Origin of the sequence: Actinosynnema sp. NPDC059797, from assembly GCF_042732085.1 — a bacterium.
Taxonomy (GTDB): domain Bacteria; phylum Actinomycetota; class Actinomycetes; order Mycobacteriales; family Pseudonocardiaceae; genus Actinosynnema.
The window spans coordinates 1-18785 of the sequence record NZ_JBHWIE010000133.1 but is presented as its reverse complement, the minus strand read 5'-3'; the positions used below and the strand labels follow the sequence as shown (position 1 = coordinate 18785).

Below are 18785 nucleotides of genomic sequence, written 5' to 3'. Positions count from 1 at the left end.
ACACGCCTCCTTACGAGATGGCGCCCTCCGAGATGCCGCATCGCGACCAGCCCCCGGCCGAGCAGCCCCCGGCCGAGCAGCCCCCGGCGCGGCCTTCGGCCTGCGCCTCATGCGACGCGGCCCACCCGCCCCGTCGGTACGGGGCGGGTGGGCCTTGTCTCGCATCAGATCGCGCGGGCCGCCTTCAGGGCCGCCCTGCGCTGGGCCCATCCGGCCAGCCGCCGCCACCTGCGGGCGACGACGAGGCGGTGGGCCAGCCGATGCTGTTGGGCGAATATCTCCGCTTCATGCATTCGGGATCTGGCCAGATTTTCTTCGAGCAACATGGGGTTCCCCCGCGGGTCGAGTTCGATGATCATGGCTTCGTCGCTGGTGGATCGGTACGTGGTCACGCGGCGGCCTCCTGGTTCTTAGCCCCCCGGACGACGGTTGCGGCGGGCGCCGCGGGAACAACAGGTGCTGCGTCCTTGCGCGGGCGCCCACGGGGACGCTTGCGCGCGATCACCGCACCGCGCTCGAAGATCTCGCCGCCCCAGACCCCCCAGGGCTCGTGACGAGCGAGCGCGCCGGCCAGGCACTCGGCGATGACGGGGCAGGTGGCGCAGAACTTCTTGGCCTCCTCCAGCTCCGCCGGTGCGTCGGCGAACCAGAGGTCGGGGTTGTTGGTGCGGCAAGGAAGGTCCAGACCCGCCTCGGGCGCGGTGTCGATCAGGGAGGCGACGCCGGCTCCGTTGAAGTCGGTCTGGGCGGACAGCGCCCCGCTTATCGGGACGGTCGCGGTCAACATCAGGTGGACTCCTGTCAGGTCTTGCACGGGGTTTTTGGTTCTCAAACGGGTCGAACAAACACAAAGGCCGCGGATCCGGTTACGGGTCCGCGGCCTTTGTGAGCTTCGTGGCCTGACAGCTTGGCGTGTCAGGTACTTCGCTCTCGCGCGGACGGCGCAACGTTCTGAGTCGGGACAACGGTCGGGGCGAACTTGGTCGCCACCTCGATCAGCTGAACTCGCTCCAGACCCCAAACGAGGCCTCGGCGATCGCGGGCAGACTTCTCCCCCGCGACATGAGCAGCGCCGGACACCGAGACAACACTGGTCATCAGGTAACCGGGCGTCTTCTCGCAAGTCACGATGTTCACGGCCGGCCACCTCCTCAGGCGTCTCGTCTCGACTGCAGCTCTTGAATCCCCAGCGGGCGCTCCGCGCCCGGCCTGAGCAGGTTATGACCCGGCACAGGACGGGGGCAACCTATTTTCCCAAGAACCTGTCGATCGAGTGAAGTTTCCGCGTTTGCCCTGTACAGAGCGCTGCCGGACGGACACCCAACCTGCCCGCCGGCGGGCACTCGGTCCGTCGCGACCCACCCCGGGCGGGCCACACGTGCGGGATCGAGCGCGCACCCGCAGACCTTGGAGCGCCGACACCCGCGTCGCAACGCATCAACCGACCGCCCTGGGGACCGCACAGAGCTCGGCGCCCCTCAGCGACCGCTCACTGACCGCTCGGCGACCGCTCAACTGACCGCTCGGCGACCCGACCCCTCAACGACCGCTCAGTGGCCGCCGCGCACGAGGGCGAGGACGTCCTCCCCGTAGCGGTCGAGCTTGGCCGCGCCTATGCCGGCGATCGAGACCAGGCCGGCGACGTCCTCCGGGCGCTGTTCGGCGATCGCCACGAGCGTCGCGTCGGTGAACACCACGTACGCGGGCACCTTCAACTCCCGCGCCCGGTCCGCCCGCCACGCGCGCAGCCTGGTCAGCAGCTCCTCGTCCAGGTCCGACGGGCACGAGGCGCACCGCCCCAGCTTGATCGCCCGCGAGTCCACCAGCGCCGAACCGCACACGCGGCACTGCGGCTTGGGCTTGCGCTGGAGCGGTTCGCGCTTGGCGGCCGCCAGGCGGGAGGCGGGGTGGTCGTCCGGGATCAGCCCGTAGAGGAACCGGCTCCGTCGCCGGTAGCGCCGCCCGCCCGCGGCGCGCGCCAGCGCCCACGACAGCCACAGGTGCTCGCGAGCGCGCGTCACCCCCACGTACAGCAGCCGGCGCTCTTCCTCGATCGCCGCGTCGTCGCCGTCCGCGTGCTGGATCGGCACGGTGCCCTCGACGAGCCCGACCAGGAACACCGCGTCCCACTCCAGGCCCTTCGCCGCGTGCAGGGACGCCAGCGTGACGCCCTCCACGGTCGGCGGGTGCTGCGCCTCGGCGCGCAGGTCCAGCTCGGCGCAGAACCTGGGCAGGTCCGCGCCGTCGACCTGGCCGACCATCTCCTCGGCCAGCTCGACCAGCGCGAGCAACGACTCCCACTTCTCCCGCGCCGCGCCGCCGGCGGGCGGCTCGTCGGTCAGGCCGATGCCGGACAGCACCTCGCGCACGACCTTCGGCAGCTCACCGGACGGCTCGTGCGCCGCGGCCGCGCGCAGGGCGACCATGGCCTGCCGCACCTCGGTGCGCTGGAAGAACCGCTCGCCGCCGCGCACCTGGTACGGCACGCCGACCTCGGCCAGCGCCTGCTCGTAGATCTCGGACTGCGCGTTGACCCGGTAGAGCACGGCGATCTCGCTCGCCGCCACGCCCCGGTCCAGCAGCTCCTTCACCCGCGCGGCGACGGCGGACGCCTCCAGCGACTCGTCGTCGAACTCGGTGAACGTCGGCCGGGGCCCGTCGGGGCGCTGCCCGATCAGCTTCAGCCGGGAGCCCGAGGGGCGGCCGCGCGCCCAGCTGATGACCTGGTTCGCCAGCGCCACGACCTGCGGCGTCGACCGGTAGTCGCGTTCCAGCCGCACCACGGTGGCGTGCGCGAAGCGGCGCGGGAAGTCGAGCAGCGGGCGCGGCGAGGCGCCGGCGAAGGAGTAGATGGTCTGGTTCGCGTCGCCGACCACGGTCAGGTCGTCCCGGGCGCCCAGCCACGCGTCGAGCACGCGCTGCTGGAGGGGTGTGACGTCCTGGTACTCGTCGACCACGAAGCAGCGGTAGCGGTCGCGGAACTCCTCGGCGACGTCGCCGTGCTCCTCCAGCGCCGCCGCGGTGTGCAGCAGCAGGTCGTCGAAGTCGAGGAGCTGGGCCTTGTTCTTCAGCTCCTCGTAGGTCCGGTAGACCTTCACGACCTGCTCGGCGGGCGCCGGGGTGTCGCGGTTGGCGCGGCCGGCCGCGGCCGGGTAGTCGTCGGGCGCGACCAGCGACGCCTTGGCCCACTCGATCTCACCGGCGAGGTCGCGCAGCGAGTCCGACTCGGTGGACAGGCCGACCCGGTGGGCGGCCTGGGCGACCAGGCGCAGCTTGTTCCGGTCGATGAGCTGCCACGGCTCGCCGCCGACGACGCGCGGCCAGAAGTAGCGGAGCTGGCGCAGGGAGGCGGCGTGGAACGTGCGGGCCTGCGCGCCGTGCACGCCGAGCGCGCGCAGCCGGGTGCGCATCTCGCCCGCGGCGCGCGCGGTGAAGGTGACCGCCAGGACCTGACCGGCCGCGACGTGGCCGCGCTGGACCAGGTAGGCGATGCGGTGGGTGATGGTGCGGGTCTTGCCGGTGCCCGCGCCCGCGAGGACGCAGACCGGGCCGCGCGGGGCTTCCACTGCGGCGCGCTGTTCCGGGTCGAGTCCCTCCAGCAGCCGGTCCATGGGCTGCATCCTCGCAGAGCACACCGCGTACTCCTGTGATGGGGCGACGCGGCGCGCCGTATCCTGGTCGGCATGGCTGGTAAGCAGGACAAGGCGGCTGCCAAGGCGGCGGCCAAGGAAGCGGCGAAGGCGCGGCGCGCCGCGTCGAAGGAGCGCCGCGGCCAGATCTTCGAGGCGTTCAAGATGCAGCGCCGCGAGGACAAGGCGCTCGTGCCGCTCATGCTGTTGTGCCTGCTGGGCGGCGCCGCCGTGGCGTTCCTGATCGGCCTCATCTGGGACATGCAGTGGCTGCTGCTGCCCATGGGCATCGCGGTGGGCGCGCTGCTCGCGGTCATCGTGTTCGGCCGGCGGGTGCAGCGCACGGTGTACGCGAAGGCCGACGGCCAGCCGGGCGCGGCGGCGTGGGCGCTGGACAACCTGCGCGGCCGCTGGCGCGTGACGCAGGCCGTCGCGGGCACCACCAGCGGCGACATGGTCCACCGGGTCATCGGCCGGCCGGGCGTCGTGCTGGTCGCCGAGGGTGCCCCGCACCGGGTCAAGGGCCTGCTCGCGCAGGAGAAGAAGCGGATCGCGCGCGTCATCGGCGACACCCCCATCTACGACGTCATCGTCGGCTCGGACGGGGACCAGGTGCCGCTGCGCAAGCTCCAGGCCCACCTGATGAAGCTGCCGCGCAACATCTCGGCCGCCCAGGTCGACACCCTGGAGAACCGCCTGGCCGCGCTGGCCAGCCGGGGCGCCCGCGGCGCCGCCCTGCCCAAGGGCCCGCTGCCCCAGGGCGCCAAGATGCGCAACGTCCAGCGGGCCATGCGCCGCCGCTGACCAACCCACCCGGCGTGTCGTCCACTCGGGCACCGCGTGTCGTCCACTCCGGCACCGCGTGTCGTCCGGTCAGGCAGCACGAGTCGTCCACCTCGGCACCGCGAACCGCACCCGGCGGCGCGGTGCCGAGGCGTTTTAGCAGGTCAGGACGGGCAGCAGGTCAGGACGGGCGGCAGGACGAGCGGACGGCAGGTCAGGACGGGCAGGTAACAGGGCGAGCGGGCAGCAGGCCTAGCAGGCGGCGCGGGTCTGCCACGGGCGGCGCGGTCAGCGTCAGCGCAGTCGGCGCGAGCAGCGGGTCAGCGGATCCGGATGACGACGGTGCCCGCGGCCTTGTCGTGCAGACCCCTGCCGTCGGCGTCCCAGACCACGGCCGGGATGACCGGGAAGATCAACGCGGTCCGCAGGGCCGCCCGGGGCAGGCCGACGACCCCGGCGCCGTCCAGGCGGGCCACCCGGAGGCCGAACAGCGCGTGACCAGGGGTGAAGCCGAAGAAGCCGACCGCGATGACGGTGATGGCGAACCAGGCCAGCAGGCTCCAGTTGCGCGGCAGCTCGGGCAGGGTGAACAGGCCGGCGACACCGGCGGAGAGCAGGAAGTCCGCGAAGATGGCCACGGCGCGGCGCCCGGTGGAGGCCACCGAGCCGGGTCCGGACCGGGGCAGGCCGAGGCGCTCGCCCTTCCACCGCTGGCCGGAGTCGCCCGACTCCAGGGCTGAGTCGGGGCCAGACAACCACGAACCGGTCCACTTGCTCACCCCACCAGAGTAAGGCCGTGCTCAGCGGGTGAGGAGCGCCGGTCCGGTTGCCCGACCTGGGCGGCCCGTTAACACTGGCGAAACACCAGGGTGACTGCCGGGCAACACCACGGTCTTAGTTTCGCCACGACGGCAGGCCGCACCACGCAGCGGCGTCCAACCGCGCCCCCACCGCAGTAGAGGAGTCGACGAGGGTGTTCAAGAATCCCGACGAGGTCCTGAAGTTCATCTCCGACGAGGGCGTGAAGTTCGTCGACGTCCGGTTCAGCGACCTGCCCGGCGTGATGCAGCACTTCACGCTGCCGGCCTCGGCGTTCGACGAGGACGCCATCAACGAGGGCCTCGCGTTCGACGGCTCGTCGGTGCGCGGCTTCCAGTCCATCCACGAGTCGGACATGCTGCTGCTGCCCGACCTGTACACCGCGCGCCTCGACCCGTTCCGGATCGAGAAGACCCTCATCGTCAACTTCTTCGTGCACGACCCGTTCACCCGTGAGGCGTACAGCCGCGACCCGCGCAACATCGCGCGCAAGGCCGAGCAGTACATCACCGAGTCGGGCATCGCGGACACCGCGTACTTCGGCGCCGAGGCCGAGTTCTACATCTTCGACTCGGTCCGCTTCGACACCACCGCGAACGCCTCCTTCCACGAGATCGACGCGATCTCCGGCTGGTGGAACACCGGCCGTGAGGAAGAGGGCGGCAACCGCGGTTACAAGGTCAAGTACAAGGGCGGCTACTTCCCGGTCACGCCGACCGACCACTACGCCGACCTGCGCGACAAGATGGTCCTCAACATGGAGGCCCAGGGCTTCACCGTCGAGCGCGCGCACCACGAGGTGGGCACCGGCGGCCAGGCCGAGATCAACTACAAGTTCAACACGCTGCTGCACGCCGCGGACGACCTGATGCTGTTCAAGTACATCATCAAGAACACCGCGTGGCAGGCCGGCAAGACCGTCACGTTCATGCCGAAGCCGCTGTTCGGCGACAACGGCTCGGGCATGCACACCCACCAGTCGCTGTGGAAGGACGGCCAGCCGCTGTTCCACGACGAGTCCGGCTACGCGGGCCTGTCCGACACGGCGCGCCACTACATCGGCGGCATCCTGCACCACGCCCCGTCGCTGCTGGCCTTCACCAACCCGACGGTGAACTCCTACCACCGCCTGGTGCCCGGCTACGAGGCCCCGGTCAGCCTGGTCTACTCCCAGCGCAACCGGTCGGCGTGCGTGCGCATCCCGATCACCGGCAACAACCCGAAGGCCAAGCGCATCGAGTTCCGCTGCCCCGACTCGTCGGGCAACCCGTACCTGGCCTTCTCGGCCATGGTGATGGCGGGCCTCGACGGCGTGAAGAACAAGATCGAGCCGCCGGCCCCGATCGACAAGGACCTCTACGAGCTGCCGCCGGAGGAGGCCCGCGACGTCAAGCAGGTGCCGGCGTCCCTGGACGCGGTGCTGGACAACCTCGAGGCGGACCACGAGTTCCTGCTCGAGGGCGGCGTGTTCACGCCGGACGTCATCGACACCTGGATCTCGTTCAAGCGGGAGCAGGAGATCGACCCGCTGCGGCTGCGCCCGAACCCCTACGAGTTCGCGCTGTACTACGACGTGTGATCGACGTGGGGCTCCGACCGGCGGTCGGGGCCCACGGGGGCCGGAGGGGCCTCCGGATCCTCCACAGGCCGAGGGCCGGACGACTGGACTCAGTCGTCCGGCCCTCGGCCGTTGCGGCGTCCGCCTCGCCCGACGCCCGGGGCCTCAGGTCCCCTAACCTTCTCCCGGGGTGTCCGACCCCACGGGGACCGCGCGGAGGAGACCGGGATGCGACCGCTCGACGAGCTGGCCGAGATCGCGCAGAAGGCCGTGAGCATCGGCAACAACCTGATCAGGCACACCCGCCCGGAGACCGTCGTCGAGAAGACCGACCGCGACACCTACACCGACGTCGACGTGCGGATCGAGCAGGACGTGCGCGCCTACCTGGCCGAAGCCACCCCCGAGATCGGCTTCACGGGCGAGGAAGGGGGCACCGGCGAGCAGGCCTCGGACGGCGGGCACTCCTGGGCGCTCGACCCGATCGACGGCACGGCGAACTTCGTCCACGGGGTACCGCTCTGCGGCGTCTCCCTGGCCCTCGTGCACGGCGACCGCGCCGTCGTCGCGGCGATCGGCCTCCCGCACCTGGAGCTGTACTACTCCGCCGCCCTGGGGCGGGGCGCGCACGTCAACGGCGAGGCCATCCACGTCAGCGGGACGGCCGAACTCCCGAAGGCGATGATCGCCCTCGGCGACTACGCGACCGGCGAAGGCTCGGACGAGGAGAACGAGCGGCGCGTGGCGCTGACCGCCGCACTCGCCGCCGAGGTCGAACGCGTCCGCATGTTCGGCTCGGCGGCCCACGACCTCGCCTGGCTGGCCGAAGGCCGCATCGACGGCGCGATCATCCTGTCCAACAAGACCTGGGACATCGCGGCAGGCGTCCTCATCGCCCGCGAAGCCGGAGCGCTCGTGCTCGACAGCACCGGGGCCGAGCACACCGCCACCGCAACGCACACGATCGCCGTCGCGCCGGGGATCGCCGAGCCGCTGCTCGCGCTGGTCCGATCCGCCCTCTGAACGGGCTCCGCGGGATCGAGGCGCGCCACCCGCGGCCGGCTCGGTCGTCCGGCCCTCGGCCGTTCCGGTCATACTCCGCGGTCATGGAGCCGGAGCCACCTTCGCGGGCCGACGTCGAGCGGCAGTTCGAGCGGTTGCTGAGCGGTGAGGCGAGCCGGGACGAGGTCGACCGGTGGGCCGGCCGCCACGTGGCCGCCGGCGTCGACGTGGCGGAGCCGGTCCGGGACGCCCTCACCCGGCTGCACGGGGTGGACCTGCCCGCCGGTCCCGACGGGGAGTACCTGCACGACCTGGAGCAGGTCGCCGAGTGGCTCGCCGAGCTGCGGGAGGGCGACGGCGCCCGGTAGTTACGCCGGGAACGGGATGCCCGTCACCGTGAGCTCGCCGCCGGTGGGGGCGAGCTGGCCCACGATGCCCCCGAACGTCAGCGCGAACGCGCCGCCCCCGGCGGCCGGCGCGCGGTCCAGCTCGACGATGCCGGTGAGGGTGGAGTTCTTCGCGATCGTCGCCGGCCACCTGCTGGTCGCCAAGGACGCCCGGTACTCGCGCCCCGCGTCGTCGACCGCGGTGATCGACGGGACCGGCAGGTCCATCTTCGACGTGCTGGCGTTGACCGCGGTGACGTGCACCCTGACCCGCCCGGCCCGGGTCTCGACCTCGGTCACCTCCACGGTGAGCAGCCCCCGGGCCTGCTTCCAGGAGCCGGTGACCGACTTGTCCTCCGCGCTCGGCGGGGCGTCCTCGGACGTGGCGGGGCCCAGCGCGCCGTCCGGGCCGGCGGGGTCGTCGGCACCGGCGGGGTCGGCGGTGTCGTCCGTCGTGGCGGCGCGCGTCGTGGTGGTGGGGGCCGTCGACTCGCGCAGCGTGACGCTCAGCGCCCCGACGCCGACCGTGCCGGCGGTGACGGCCTGGACGACGCCCAGCAGCACGAGCACGCCGAGCACGACGGCGCCGATCTTGAGGGCCGCGCCGCCCCTGCCGTGGCGGGTCTCGCGGTGGAACTGGTCGGCCATGACGTCCTTCGTCCGGGCACACGCGTGCGAACGTGAACATCCCCCATCTGAGCGACGTCAGTTTCGGTGAACCGAAGGCGGATAGTCAATGGACCGCGCCCCCTGATCTACGCTGGGTCACCTTTTTACGACACAACGTCTCCAGCGGGGCTGTCCATGCTCCGTTCGTGGAAGCCGGTTAGGGTCGCGCCGTGTCTGAAGACGTCGCGAACGCCCCCCAGGTCCTGTCCACCAACATCTTCGACTCCGCCGCCGAGGCGATCGAGGCGATCGCCGCCGCCGACGTGCTCGGCCTCGGCGTCAGGGTCGCCAACCGGCTCGTCACGGAGGAGGAGTCGGACGAGCTGGTCGAGGAGTGGGTCGTGGAGGTCCTCACCTCGGTGCCCACCTCCGACGAGGAGTGAGCCGGAGGGCCCCGTCAGGGGCCCTCCACCCCGGTCACACCGTCAGCACGACCTTGCCGCGCACGTGCCTGCCCTCCAGCAGGCGGTGCGCCTCGGCGGCCTGCTCCAGCGGGAACACCTGCTGCACCTCGACCTCCAGCTCGCCCCGGCCCGCGTGCTCGGCCAGCCACCGCAGGTCCTCCTGCACCGGCTTGGCGTAGGCGTAGCGCCCGCCCAGCTCCAACACGTTCGTGTCGACGATCGACACGATCCGGCTGTTGTCGCGCACCAGCGCCGGCGAGTCGTTCAGCGCGGTACCGCCCACGCAGTCGAACGCCACGTCCACCTTGCCGTCGCCGCCGACGACCTCGGCCACGTTGTCCACCAGCGCGTCGCCGTACGCCACGGGCTCGGCGCCCAGCGACCGCAGGAACCCGTGGTTGCGCGGCGACGCCGTGCCGATCACCCGCGACGCCCCGAGCAGGCGCGCCACCTGCACCGCGAGGTGCCCGACGCCACCGGCGGCGGCGTGCACGAGCACCACGTCACCGGGCGACACGCCGACCTTGCGCAACGACTGCAACGCGGTCAGCCCGGTCAGCGACAGCCCGCCGGCCTCCTCGAACGACAGCGACGCGGGCTTGTGCGCCAGCCCCCGCTCGGTCGCCGCGATCAGCTCCGCGTACGCGCCGTGCTGCACGTGGTCCTTGCGCTGGTAGCCGAACACCTCGTCGCCGACCTCGAAGCCGTCCACCGCGGGCCCGACGGCGCGCACCACGCCGGCCACGTCCCAGCCCGGGATCAACGGGAAGTGGTGCGGCACCACGCCGGCGAGGTAGCCGGCGCGCACCAGCCGGTCCACCGGGTTCACGCCCGCCGCCCGCACCTCCACCAGCACCTGGTCCGAGGCGATCGGCGGATCGGGCAGCTCCTGCAGCCGGAGGACCTCGGGATCCCCGAACTCGTTCTGCGCAATCGCTTTCACGGCACCCAGTCTTCAGGAACCGTAGAAGACGCGCTCGACGACGGCGCGCGCCCGCCGGGTGGTGCGCCGGTAGGCGTCGAGGAACTCGCCCGGGTCGTCGTGCCCCATCGCGCACGCCACCGCGGTCAGGTCGCGCCCGGCGGTGGGCAGCTGGTCACCGGCCTTGCCGCGCACCAGCACGACCGCGTTGCGCGCCCTGGTCGCCGTCGTCCAGGACTCCAGCAGCGCCGCCGCGTCGTCCTCCGACACCAGCCCCGCCTCCGTGGCCGCGCGCAGGCCCCGCACGGTCGACGGCGTGCGCAGGCCCGGCACCTCGTGCGCGTGCTGGAGCTGGAGCAGCTGCACGGTCCACTCCACGTCCGCGAGCCCGCCGCGACCCAGCTTGGTGTGCGTGGACGGGTCCGCGCCGCGCGGCAGCCGCTCGGCCTCGACCCGCGCCTTGATGCGCCGGATCTCCCGCACCGCGGCGGCGTCCAGGCCACGCCCCGGGTACCGGACGGGGTCGACCAGCTCGACGAACCGCGCGCCCAGCGCCGCGTCGCCCGCGATCACCCTGGCCCGCAGCAGCGCCTGCGCCTCCCACAGCTCGGACCACTGCGCGTAGTACGCCCGGTAGGACTCGAACGTGCGCACCAGCGGCCCCTGCCTGCCCTCCGGCCGCAGGTCGGCGTCCACCTGCAGCGGCGGGTCCTGGCTGGGCGCGCTGAGCAGCCGCCGCACCCGCTCCACCACCGAGGACGCGTAGCGCACCGCGTCGCCGTCGGCCACGCCCCCGACCGCCTCGCACACGAACATCACGTCGGCGTCCGAGCCGTACCCCAGCTCCCGCCCGCCGAGCCGCCCCATGCCGATGACCGCGATCGACGCCAGCGGCTCGCCCACCGAGCGCACCACGGCGTCCAGCGCGGCCTGGAGCACCGCCACCCACACCTCGGACAGCGACACGCACACCGTGCGCAGCGGCACCAGCCCGAGCAGGTCGGCGCACGCCACGCGGAGCAGCTCCTGGCGGCGCAGCGACCGGGCGGCGGTGACCGCGCGGTCCAGGTCGCTGTACCGGGACACGGTGCTGCGCAGCGGGTTGCCGATGGTCATCGGGTCCACGCCGACCAGCGCGTCGGTGTCGGCCAGCAGCCGCAGCACCTCCGGCGCCCGCATCAGCAGCTCGGGCACGAACCGGGAGGTGCCCAGCAGCGCGGCCAGCCGGTCCACCACGGTGCCCTCGTCGCGCAGCAGCCGCAGGTACCAGGGCGTCTCGGCCAGCGCCTCGGACACCTTCCGGTACGACAGCAGCCCGCCGTCCGGGTCGGGGGTGGTCGCGAACAGGTCCAGCAGCACGGGCAGCAGCGCGGTCTGGATGCGCGCCCGCCGCGACACGCCCCTGGTCAACGCCTCGATGTGCCGGAGCGCGCCGTCCGGGGACGCGTACCCCAGCGCCGCCAGCCGCGCCGCCGCCTGCGACGTGGTCAGCCGCAACGCCTCGGTCGGCACGTTCGCCACGGCCTGGAGCAGCGGCCGGTAGAACAGCTTCTCGTGCAGCCTGCGCACCTGGTTGGCGCGCTTGCGGAACTCCGCCAGCAGCACCTGCGCCTCCGACTGCCCGCCCTCCGCGGACAGCCCGGCGGCGCGCGCCAGCCACCGCAGCGCGCTCGCGTCGTCATCCGCCGGGAACAGGTGGGTGCGCAGCAGCCGCTGGAGCTGCAACCGGTGCTCCAGGGTGCGCAGGAACCGGTAGGCGCGACCGAAGTCGGCGGCGTCCGCCCGGCCCACGTACCCGCCGCGACCCAGCGCCGCCAGCGCCTGCGTGGTCGAGGTGATGCGCAGCTCCTCGTCACCGCGCCCGTGCACCAGTTGCAGCAGCTGCACGGCGAACTCCACGTCCCGCAGCCCGCCGCGACCCAGCTTCAGCTCCCGGTCGGTCAGCCCGGCGGGCACGTGGTCCTCGACGCGGCGGCGCATGGCCTGCACGTCGGGCACGAAGTCCTCCCGCTCGGCGGCCGTCCACACCAGCGGGCGCACCACCTCCAGGTAGCGCCGCCCCAGCTCCTCGTCGCCCGCCACGGGCCGGGCCTTGAGCAGCGCCTGGAACTCCCAGGTCCGCGCCCACCGCTGGTAGTACGTCGTGTGGCCGTCCAGGGTGCGCACCAGGGCGCCCGCCTTGCCCTCGGGCCGCAGCGCCGCGTCCACCTCGAAGCACGCCTGGCCCGCCACCTGCATCATCGTGCTGGCCAGCCGGGTCGCCACGGCGAGGTCGCCCTCGCCGACGAACACCACGTCCACGTCGCTGACGTAGTTCAGCTCCCGCGCGCCGCACTTGCCCATCGCGATCACGGCCAGCGAGCACTCCTCGGAGCGCGGCACCTGCCTGCCCGCGACGTCCAGGGCCGCCCGCAGCGCCGCCACGGCCAGGTCCGACAGCAGTCCGGCCACGTCGTCGTAGTTGACGTAGGGCTGCTCCGGCTCGACCACGTGGGCCAGGTCCTCGGCGGCGACCCGGCACAGCAGCGCCCGGTACGCCGACCGCAGCGCGCGCACGGCCTCGCCGCCGGTCAGCCCCTCGACCGCGCCGACCAGCGCGGGCGCGAACGCCGCCACGTCCACCGGCTCCGGGTCGGCCAGGTCGGCCCACCGGTGCGGGTTGGCGACCAGGAAGTCCGCCAGCGCGGTCGACGAGCCCAGCACGGCCAGCAGCCGACCGCGCAGCGCTTCGTTGTCCCGCAGCGCCGCGTCCAGGTCGGCCCACCGGTCGCCGAGCGCGTCGCGCAGCCGGTCCACGCCGCGCAGCGCCAGGTCCGGGTCCGGGCTCCGGGACAGCGCGACCAGGACCTGCTCGTAACCCGGGGCGGGGCCGCGGCCCTCCCACCACCCGGCGGCGCTCAGGTGCTCACCGGTGCGCGCCTCGGTCAAGCCGAACCGCGCGGGGGACGTCGGGGTGCGGGCTGGATCGGTCATCGCCGAACACCGTAGCCCGCCCGGGGCGGGGTGACCCCCGTCAGCCGGCCACGATCAAGTAGATGCCGAACAACACCACGGTCACGCACGCCAGCAGGCACACCGCCGCCGCGGCCGTGGGCAGGGCCGCCGAGCCGCCGCGCTCCCGCCGCGCCTCGCGCGCCGACAGCGCCCGCAGCGCCACCGAGAACAGCACGACCAGCCCCAGCACCACCGCGAGGCTCACGCCGAAGACGGCGCCCAGGGCCGCCCAGTCGATCTTCACACCGCCACCTTGTGCGTCTCGGCCTGCGCCGCGATCTCGTCCACCACGTGCTCGGGCCGCACCGGCTCGCGGCGCGACAGCAGCCAGATGCCCAGCGCCACGCCCGCGCCCACCACCGCCACCACGACCACGCCCGCCGTGCCGAGCGAGGCGACCTTGCCCGCCACCGCGCCGACGATGCCCGCGGCGGGCAGCGTGAGCAGCCACGCCATGGCCATCCGCCCGGCCACGCCCCACCGCACCCCGTCGCGCTGCCGGCCCAGGCCGGAGCCCATGATGCCGCCGGACGCCACGTGCGTGGTGGACAGCGCGAAGCCCAGGTGCGACGACGCCATGATCACGGTCGCGGCGCTGGTCTGCGCGGCGAAGCCCTGCGGCGCCTCGATCGTGGTCAGGCCCTTGCCCAGGGTCTGGGTGATGCGCCAGCCGCCGAGGTAGGTGCCCAGCGCGATGGCGACGGCCGCGCTCAGGATCACCCACAGGGGAGGTTCCGCGCCGGGCGCGAGGCTGCCCGCGGTGATGAGGGTGAGCGTGATGATGCCCATGGTCTTCTGCGCGTCGTTCGTGCCGTGCGCGAGGGACATCAGCGCGGCGGAGGCGATCTGGCCCGCCTTGAAGCCCTTGTCGTTGACCGAGCTCCGGGCGCGCCTGGTCATCCGGTAGGTCAGGTAGGTGGCGAGCAGGGCCACGATGCCCGCGACCAGCGGCGCGGCGATGGCGGGCGCGATGACCTTGTCCACGACCTTGTCGAAGTGCACGGCGCCGGTGCCCGACGCGACCCAGGTGGCGCCGATCAGGCCGCCGAACAGGGCGTGCGAGGACGACGACGGCAGGCCGACGTACCAGGTCACGAGGTTCCACGTGATCGCGCCGACCAGGCCGCCGAACACGACCGCCGGCGTGATCAGGGCGTCGTCGACGATCCCGCCCGAGATGGTCTTGGCGACCTCGACCGACAGCAGCGCGCCGACGAGGTTGAGCACCGCGGAGAAGGCGACCGCCGTGCGCGGTCGGAGGGCGCCGGTGGCGATGGACGTCGCCATCGAGTTCGCGGTGTCGTGGAAGCCGTTGGTGAAGTCGAAGACCAACGCCGTGACGACCACGATGATGACGAGGAGCGAGGCATCCACGCTGATTCCTCCGGCTGAACCGACACAGTCGTGGGTGAACGCTACCTGTCCAACCGATGAATCCTCGTCTCAACAGAGGTTCGTCACACCAACGGCAGCCTCCGCTGGATCGTCAGCTCTCCGGCTGCCAGGCGCGCAAATCTTGCGCAGAACGGCTGCCACACCTCCCGAATGTCCTCGTGAGCGGCGTCCAGCCGAACCGGGTCGAGCCAGCCGGACCGCGCGCCGGCCGCCGCCGCGGGGTGACCTTCGGCCCACTTGAGGACCACCTCGGGCGTCGTCTCGATGTGGAACTGCACCCCGTACGCGCGCTCCCCGACGCGGAACGCCTGGTTCGCGCACTTCGGCGAGGACGCCAGCAGCACGGCGGTCGGCGGCAGCAGCGACACCTCGTCGCTGTGGAACTGGAGCACGTCCGGGGTCCACGGCAGGTCGGCGAACAGCGGGTCCTCACCCGCCGCGTCCCGCTTGGCCACGAGCATCACGCCCACCTCGGGCCCCTGCGCGGCCCGCCGCACCTGGCCGCCGGTGGCCGCGGCGAGCAGCTGCGCGCCCAGGCACACCGCCAGCAACGGCAGGCGCCGCGACACCGCCTCCGACAGCAGCCGGCGCACGTCCGCCAGCCACGGGTGCTCGGCGTCGTCCAGCGCACCCATGGCGCCGCCCAGGCACACCACGCCGTCGTAGCCGTCCAGGGTGGCGGGCAGGGGCTCGGCGTAGGGCTCGACCACGTCCAGCACCGCCCCGGCGGCGGTCAGCCACTCACCGAGGCGGGCCGGCGGGTCATCGCGATCGGGTTGCAGCACCAGCAGACGCGTCACCCGACCGAGGGTAGATCAGCAGTCGCAGGTCACCCCGTGCAGCCCGGTTCCCTCCACCGGGTAGCCCGCGGCCTGCCAGGTGGTGATGCCGCCGGCGAGCCGCTTCACCCGGAACCCGAGCACGCTCAGCTTCAGCGCGCCCTTCGTGGCCGCGTTGCACACCGAGCTCTCGCAGTAGCAGACGTAGACCAGGTCGCGGTCCCAGTCGGCGGTCGTGGCGGCGTCGACCTCCCAGTGCGGCAGGTTGACCGCGCCGGGGATGCGCGCCCGCTCGAACGCCTCGCGGCTGCGGGTCTCGACCAGGAGGAAACCGGCGGTGTCCCCGGCCTCCAGGTCGCGCGCCACGTCGTCCGGGTCGGCCTCGAAGGCCAGCTCGGCGGCGAAGAACGCGGCGGCGTCGGCGGGGTCGGCGGCGGGGGAGCGGAGCGTGTTGGTCATGGGGAAATCGTCTCCGACCAGCGCTTTCACCCACAGGGGTAACTCCAGGAGTTCCCCGCTCCCCGCCTACGATTCCACGGTGGAACTGGACGACGTGGATTGGAAACTGCTGGACCTGCTCCAGCGCGACGGCCGGATGACCTTCACCGAGCTGGCCAAGCGGGTCTCCCTGTCCGCGCCCGCGACCACCGAGCGCGTGCGCAGGCTGGAACAGGCGGGGATCGTCACCGGGTACGCGGCGGTGGTCGACCCGCAGCGGCTCGGCCTGCCGATCGAGGCCATCGTCCGGGTGCGGGTGCGCAGCCTGGACACGCCGCGCTTCCGGGAGCGGGTGGTGACCCTGGCCCTGGTGCGCGACGCCGACCACGTGACCGGGGACGACTGCTGGCTGCTGCGCGTGGTGTGCCGGTCCATGGTCGAGCTGGAGGACTTCGTCGAGCAGGCCCAGCGGTACGGCGACACGACCACCTCCCTGGTGTTCTCCTCGCACGTCCGCAACAGGCCCCTGACACGCGAGGTCGTGGACGGTATCGTTTATCGATAACAACGAAAAACGATATGCGCGGGGGGGCGTCATGTCGAAGAACCCGTTGGAACCGATCACCGGCGTGGTCGGCGCCGCCATGGCGGTGGGCCTCGGCGCGGCCGCGCTCACCGCGGTGGTGCGCCTGGTGGAGCTGATCGCCGGACCGACCTGCTTCACCACGCCGTACTGGCCGCACGGGGCGGACGGCGCGGACCTCGCGCCGGGCGTGGCGCTCGACGGCGTCACCGGCGTGCGGCTGTGCCTCGACGACGCCGCGCCGTGGCAGCGGGTCCTGGGCCTGCTGGTCGGCACGCCCACGGCCATCGCCCAGCTCGGCGCGCTGCTCCTGCTCTTCCGCCTGCTCCGGCGCGCCGCCCGGCACGGCGTCCACACCACCGGCACCGCCGACGACGTCCGGGGCCTCGCCTGGTACCTCGTGCTGGCCCTGCCCGGGGCCGCGCTCGCCGAATCGGTCGCGAGCAGCACCCTGATGCACGCGGCCGTGACGTTCGACGCCGGCTGGATGCTGTTCCTCGGTGCCTGGCGGATCCCGTGGTGGGCCGTCCTGACCGGGCTCGCGCTGCTGTCACTGGCCCGGGTCATGCGCACCAGCGCGGACATGAGGGCCGAACTGGAGGCCACGGTATGAGGACGACCACCCGGCCCGGGTCCGCCGACCCCCTCGGACCGCTGACCCGCGTGGTCCGGTTCCTGTGGGCGGTGACCGCGGGGCTCGTCGCGGGCACCGCCGTGCTGGCGACCGCCACGGGCGCGATCCGGGGTCACCCCGAGTGCTTCCGCACCGACCTGCCCACCGGCCACCACGGCGCCGGCGTCCCCGTGGCCGAGGGCGTGCGCAGCACCGTCGAGGTGGAGAACATCTGCATCGACGGGCCGACCGCGCTGGAACGCGCCTTCGGCTTCCTCGACACCGCACCCACCGCCTTCGCCTCCGCCACCGCGCTCCTCCTGCTGCTGGTGCTGCTGGAGAAGGCGTCCCGGGACGGCATCCACACCCGGGGCACGGCGACGCGCGTGCGCCGCCTCGGCTGGTTCGTGCTCGTGGCCCTGCCCGCGGCGACCCTCGTCGAGGCCGCCGCGGTCGGGTGGCTGGTCCGGCGGGTCGTCAGCCGCGAACCGGACGCGCTGGAGTTCCTCGCCGACTGGGCCGTGCCGTGGTGGGCGGTGGTCACCGGCGTCGGCCTGCTCGCCCTTGGGAAGATCCTGCGGACGAGTGCCGACATGCGCGAGGACCTGGAGGGAACCGTGTGACCATCCACGTGCACCTGGACCGGCTGCTGGCCGAGCGCGGGATGACGCTGTCCGAGCTGTCCGAGCGCGTCGGCGTGACCGTGGTGAACCTGTCGATCCTCAAGAACGGCAGGGCCAGGGCCATCCGGTTCAGCACGCTCACCGCGCTGTGCCAGGCGCTGGACTGCCAGCCCGGCGACCTGCTCAGCCACTGGCCGGAGTGAACGCGAACTCCGCCGAGTCCACCACCGGCCGGAAGCCGATCCGCTGGTACACCGAGTTGGACGTGGGGTTCGACAGGTCCGTGTAGAGCACGACGTGCTCGGCACCGTTCTCCCGGGCCCACGTCGCGCACGCCGCCGTCACCGCCGCGCCGTAGCCGTGCCGGCGGTGCTCCGGCGGCGTGAACACCGGGCCGATGCGGGACATGGCCGACGCGGGCGCGCTCGTCGACGCCCACGACACCGGCGCGCCGTCACCGTCGCACCAGAGCACGTGACCGTAGCCGGCGGCCAGGGTCGTCCGCACGTACCGCGCCGACTGCTCGTCCACGCCCTCGTCCCTGACCTGCTCGGTGGCCTCCACCCGGAACTCCGAGTACCACGCGGCGAGCAGGTCGACGTCCTCCTCGGTCGCCATCCGGGCCGTGCCCGGCACGTCCGGGGGCGCCAGCTCGCCGAGCTGGTGGAGCCGCAGGGACATCACCTCACGCGCGCCGCAGCCCGTGCGGGCCGCCCAGGCGACCACGAACGCCTCCACCGCGTCCCGCGGACCGTTCACGCCGGGCAGCTCCACGTCGCCGGCCAACGCGTCCGCCAGCGTCTCCGCCCACTCCGCCGGGACACCGGTCAACGTCATCGGCCACGGCGGCGTGCGCAGGGCGGCGGCCACCAGGACGTTGTCCTCGGACACCGTCACCAGCAGCGGCGGCACGTCGTCCGGGTCGGGGTGGTTGAGCCGCCGGTTCACCCCCGCGATCGGGATGGTGTGGAACACGGGGTCCGCGTTGAAGAAGTCCCCCGTGAGGTTCCAGAACTCCGCAAGGTCATCGTGAATCGTCACCTCGGCCACAGGCGCGACGGTAACGCAAAAAGCCCTCAGGGGCACCCGAATCACGGGTGCCCCTGAGGGAAAGAATGTTCGGCGGCGTCCTACTCTCCCACACCCTCACGAGTGCAGTACCATCGGCGCTGGAAGGCTTAACTACCG

21 protein-coding genes and 1 rRNA gene are annotated in these 18785 nt (G+C 72.8%); 9 read left to right on the top strand and 13 right to left on the bottom strand.

Annotated elements, in window-relative coordinates; all coding sequences use genetic code 11:
- Positions 1-164 precede the first annotated feature (164 nt).
- The 3 genes from ACFV4N_RS25405 to ACFV4N_RS25395 all read right to left on the bottom strand — a co-directional run bounded on the left by ACFV4N_RS25405 (position 165) and on the right by ACFV4N_RS25395 (position 3620).
- On the bottom strand, positions 165-392 hold the full coding sequence (locus ACFV4N_RS25405; protein WP_499675098.1) for a hypothetical protein: 228 nt from the start codon (positions 390-392) through the stop codon (positions 165-167).
- Positions 389-787: a WhiB family transcriptional regulator gene (locus tag ACFV4N_RS25400; protein ID WP_499675097.1), complete on the bottom strand. Its 399-nt coding sequence runs from the start codon at positions 785-787 to the stop codon at positions 389-391. Before ACFV4N_RS25400 ends, ACFV4N_RS25405 begins: the two co-directional genes overlap by 4 nt.
- A 763-nt stretch (positions 788-1550) precedes the next feature.
- A complete protein-coding gene (locus tag ACFV4N_RS25395; RefSeq protein WP_499675096.1) occupies positions 1551-3620 on the bottom strand; it encodes an ATP-dependent DNA helicase UvrD2 in 2070 nt (689 codons plus the stop codon).
- Between the two features lie 63 nt (positions 3621-3683).
- Between ACFV4N_RS25395 and ACFV4N_RS25390 the strand changes: the two genes are divergently transcribed.
- The gene (locus ACFV4N_RS25390; protein WP_499675095.1) at positions 3684-4433 is read left to right on the top strand and encodes a DUF4191 domain-containing protein; all 750 of its coding nucleotides are present in this window, start codon (positions 3684-3686) and stop codon (positions 4431-4433) included.
- Between the two features lie 299 nt (positions 4434-4732).
- Here ACFV4N_RS25390 and ACFV4N_RS25385 read toward each other — a convergent pair whose 3' ends face one another.
- The gene (locus ACFV4N_RS25385; protein WP_499675094.1) at positions 4733-5191 is read right to left on the bottom strand and encodes an RDD family protein; all 459 of its coding nucleotides are present in this window, start codon (positions 5189-5191) and stop codon (positions 4733-4735) included.
- Between the two features lie 194 nt (positions 5192-5385).
- Between ACFV4N_RS25385 and glnA the strand changes: the two genes are divergently transcribed.
- The 3 genes from glnA to ACFV4N_RS25370 all read left to right on the top strand — a co-directional run bounded on the left by glnA (position 5386) and on the right by ACFV4N_RS25370 (position 8159).
- Positions 5386-6810, top strand: a complete 1425-nt coding sequence (glnA, locus tag ACFV4N_RS25380; protein ID WP_499675093.1) for a type I glutamate--ammonia ligase — start codon at positions 5386-5388, stop codon at positions 6808-6810.
- A 207-nt stretch (positions 6811-7017) separates the two neighbouring features.
- Positions 7018-7812 carry an inositol monophosphatase family protein gene (locus ACFV4N_RS25375; RefSeq protein WP_499675092.1) on the top strand — a complete coding sequence of 265 codons (795 nt, stop codon included), beginning with the start codon at positions 7018-7020 and terminating at the stop codon, positions 7810-7812.
- Positions 7813-7895: 83 nt separating this feature from the next.
- Complete coding sequence (locus ACFV4N_RS25370) at positions 7896-8159, top strand: YxzC family protein (RefSeq protein ID WP_499675091.1); 264 nt, start codon at positions 7896-7898, stop codon at positions 8157-8159.
- Here the strand turns inward: ACFV4N_RS25370 and ACFV4N_RS25365 are convergent, their stop codons facing one another.
- Positions 8160-8825 carry a hypothetical protein gene (locus tag ACFV4N_RS25365; RefSeq protein WP_499675090.1) on the bottom strand — a complete coding sequence of 222 codons (666 nt, stop codon included), beginning with the start codon at positions 8823-8825 and terminating at the stop codon, positions 8160-8162. It lies immediately after the preceding gene.
- A gap of 191 nt (positions 8826-9016) precedes the next feature.
- Here ACFV4N_RS25365 and ACFV4N_RS25360 point away from each other — a divergent pair, with 191 nt between their 5' ends.
- Positions 9017-9229 carry a hypothetical protein gene (locus tag ACFV4N_RS25360; protein WP_499675089.1) on the top strand — a complete coding sequence of 71 codons (213 nt, stop codon included), beginning with the start codon at positions 9017-9019 and terminating at the stop codon, positions 9227-9229.
- Between the two features lie 34 nt (positions 9230-9263).
- On the opposite strand, the gene ACFV4N_RS25355 is transcribed toward ACFV4N_RS25360, so the two are convergent.
- The 6 genes from ACFV4N_RS25355 to ACFV4N_RS25330 all read right to left on the bottom strand — a co-directional run bounded on the left by ACFV4N_RS25355 (position 9264) and on the right by ACFV4N_RS25330 (position 15799).
- Positions 9264-10193, bottom strand: coding sequence for an NADP-dependent oxidoreductase (locus ACFV4N_RS25355; RefSeq protein WP_499675088.1), 930 nt, complete (start codon positions 10191-10193; stop codon positions 9264-9266).
- Between the two features lie 12 nt (positions 10194-10205).
- Complete coding sequence (locus ACFV4N_RS25350; protein ID WP_499675087.1) at positions 10206-13145, bottom strand: bifunctional [glutamine synthetase] adenylyltransferase/[glutamine synthetase]-adenylyl-L-tyrosine phosphorylase; 2940 nt, start codon at positions 13143-13145, stop codon at positions 10206-10208.
- Between the two features lie 40 nt (positions 13146-13185).
- Positions 13186-13410 (bottom strand): hypothetical protein, encoded by a 225-nt coding sequence (locus ACFV4N_RS25345; RefSeq protein ID WP_499675086.1) that lies wholly within the window; start codon positions 13408-13410, stop codon positions 13186-13188.
- The gene (locus tag ACFV4N_RS25340; protein WP_499675085.1) at positions 13407-14540 is read right to left on the bottom strand and encodes an inorganic phosphate transporter; all 1134 of its coding nucleotides are present in this window, start codon (positions 14538-14540) and stop codon (positions 13407-13409) included. Before ACFV4N_RS25340 ends, ACFV4N_RS25345 begins: the two co-directional genes overlap by 4 nt.
- 83 nt (positions 14541-14623) lie before the next feature.
- Positions 14624-15361 carry a type 1 glutamine amidotransferase gene (locus tag ACFV4N_RS25335; protein WP_499675084.1) on the bottom strand — a complete coding sequence of 246 codons (738 nt, stop codon included), beginning with the start codon at positions 15359-15361 and terminating at the stop codon, positions 14624-14626.
- A gap of 15 nt (positions 15362-15376) precedes the next feature.
- Positions 15377-15799 carry a rhodanese-like domain-containing protein gene (locus ACFV4N_RS25330; protein ID WP_499675083.1) on the bottom strand — a complete coding sequence of 141 codons (423 nt, stop codon included), beginning with the start codon at positions 15797-15799 and terminating at the stop codon, positions 15377-15379.
- A 79-nt stretch (positions 15800-15878) separates the two neighbouring features.
- Between ACFV4N_RS25330 and ACFV4N_RS25325 the strand changes: the two genes are divergently transcribed.
- From ACFV4N_RS25325 to ACFV4N_RS25310, 4 genes are read left to right on the top strand one after another with little or no spacing between them, the layout of a single operon-like run.
- Complete coding sequence (locus ACFV4N_RS25325) at positions 15879-16343, top strand: Lrp/AsnC family transcriptional regulator (RefSeq protein WP_499675082.1); 465 nt, start codon at positions 15879-15881, stop codon at positions 16341-16343.
- A 31-nt stretch (positions 16344-16374) separates the two neighbouring features.
- Positions 16375-16974, top strand: coding sequence for a DUF2975 domain-containing protein (locus ACFV4N_RS25320; RefSeq protein ID WP_499675081.1), 600 nt, complete (start codon positions 16375-16377; stop codon positions 16972-16974).
- On the top strand, positions 16971-17597 hold the full coding sequence (locus ACFV4N_RS25315; protein WP_499675080.1) for a hypothetical protein: 627 nt from the start codon (positions 16971-16973) through the stop codon (positions 17595-17597). Before ACFV4N_RS25320 ends, ACFV4N_RS25315 begins: the two co-directional genes overlap by 4 nt.
- Positions 17594-17800 carry a helix-turn-helix domain-containing protein gene (locus tag ACFV4N_RS25310; RefSeq protein ID WP_499675079.1) on the top strand — a complete coding sequence of 69 codons (207 nt, stop codon included), beginning with the start codon at positions 17594-17596 and terminating at the stop codon, positions 17798-17800. The genes ACFV4N_RS25315 and ACFV4N_RS25310 overlap by 4 nt, the downstream gene beginning before the upstream one ends.
- On the opposite strand, the gene ACFV4N_RS25305 is transcribed toward ACFV4N_RS25310, so the two are convergent.
- Positions 17781-18638 carry a GNAT family N-acetyltransferase gene (locus tag ACFV4N_RS25305; RefSeq protein ID WP_499675078.1) on the bottom strand — a complete coding sequence of 286 codons (858 nt, stop codon included), beginning with the start codon at positions 18636-18638 and terminating at the stop codon, positions 17781-17783. The genes ACFV4N_RS25310 and ACFV4N_RS25305 overlap by 20 nt on opposite strands.
- 76 nt (positions 18639-18714) lie before the next feature.
- Positions 18715-18785 (bottom strand): 5S ribosomal RNA (gene rrf / locus ACFV4N_RS25300); the annotation flags it as partial.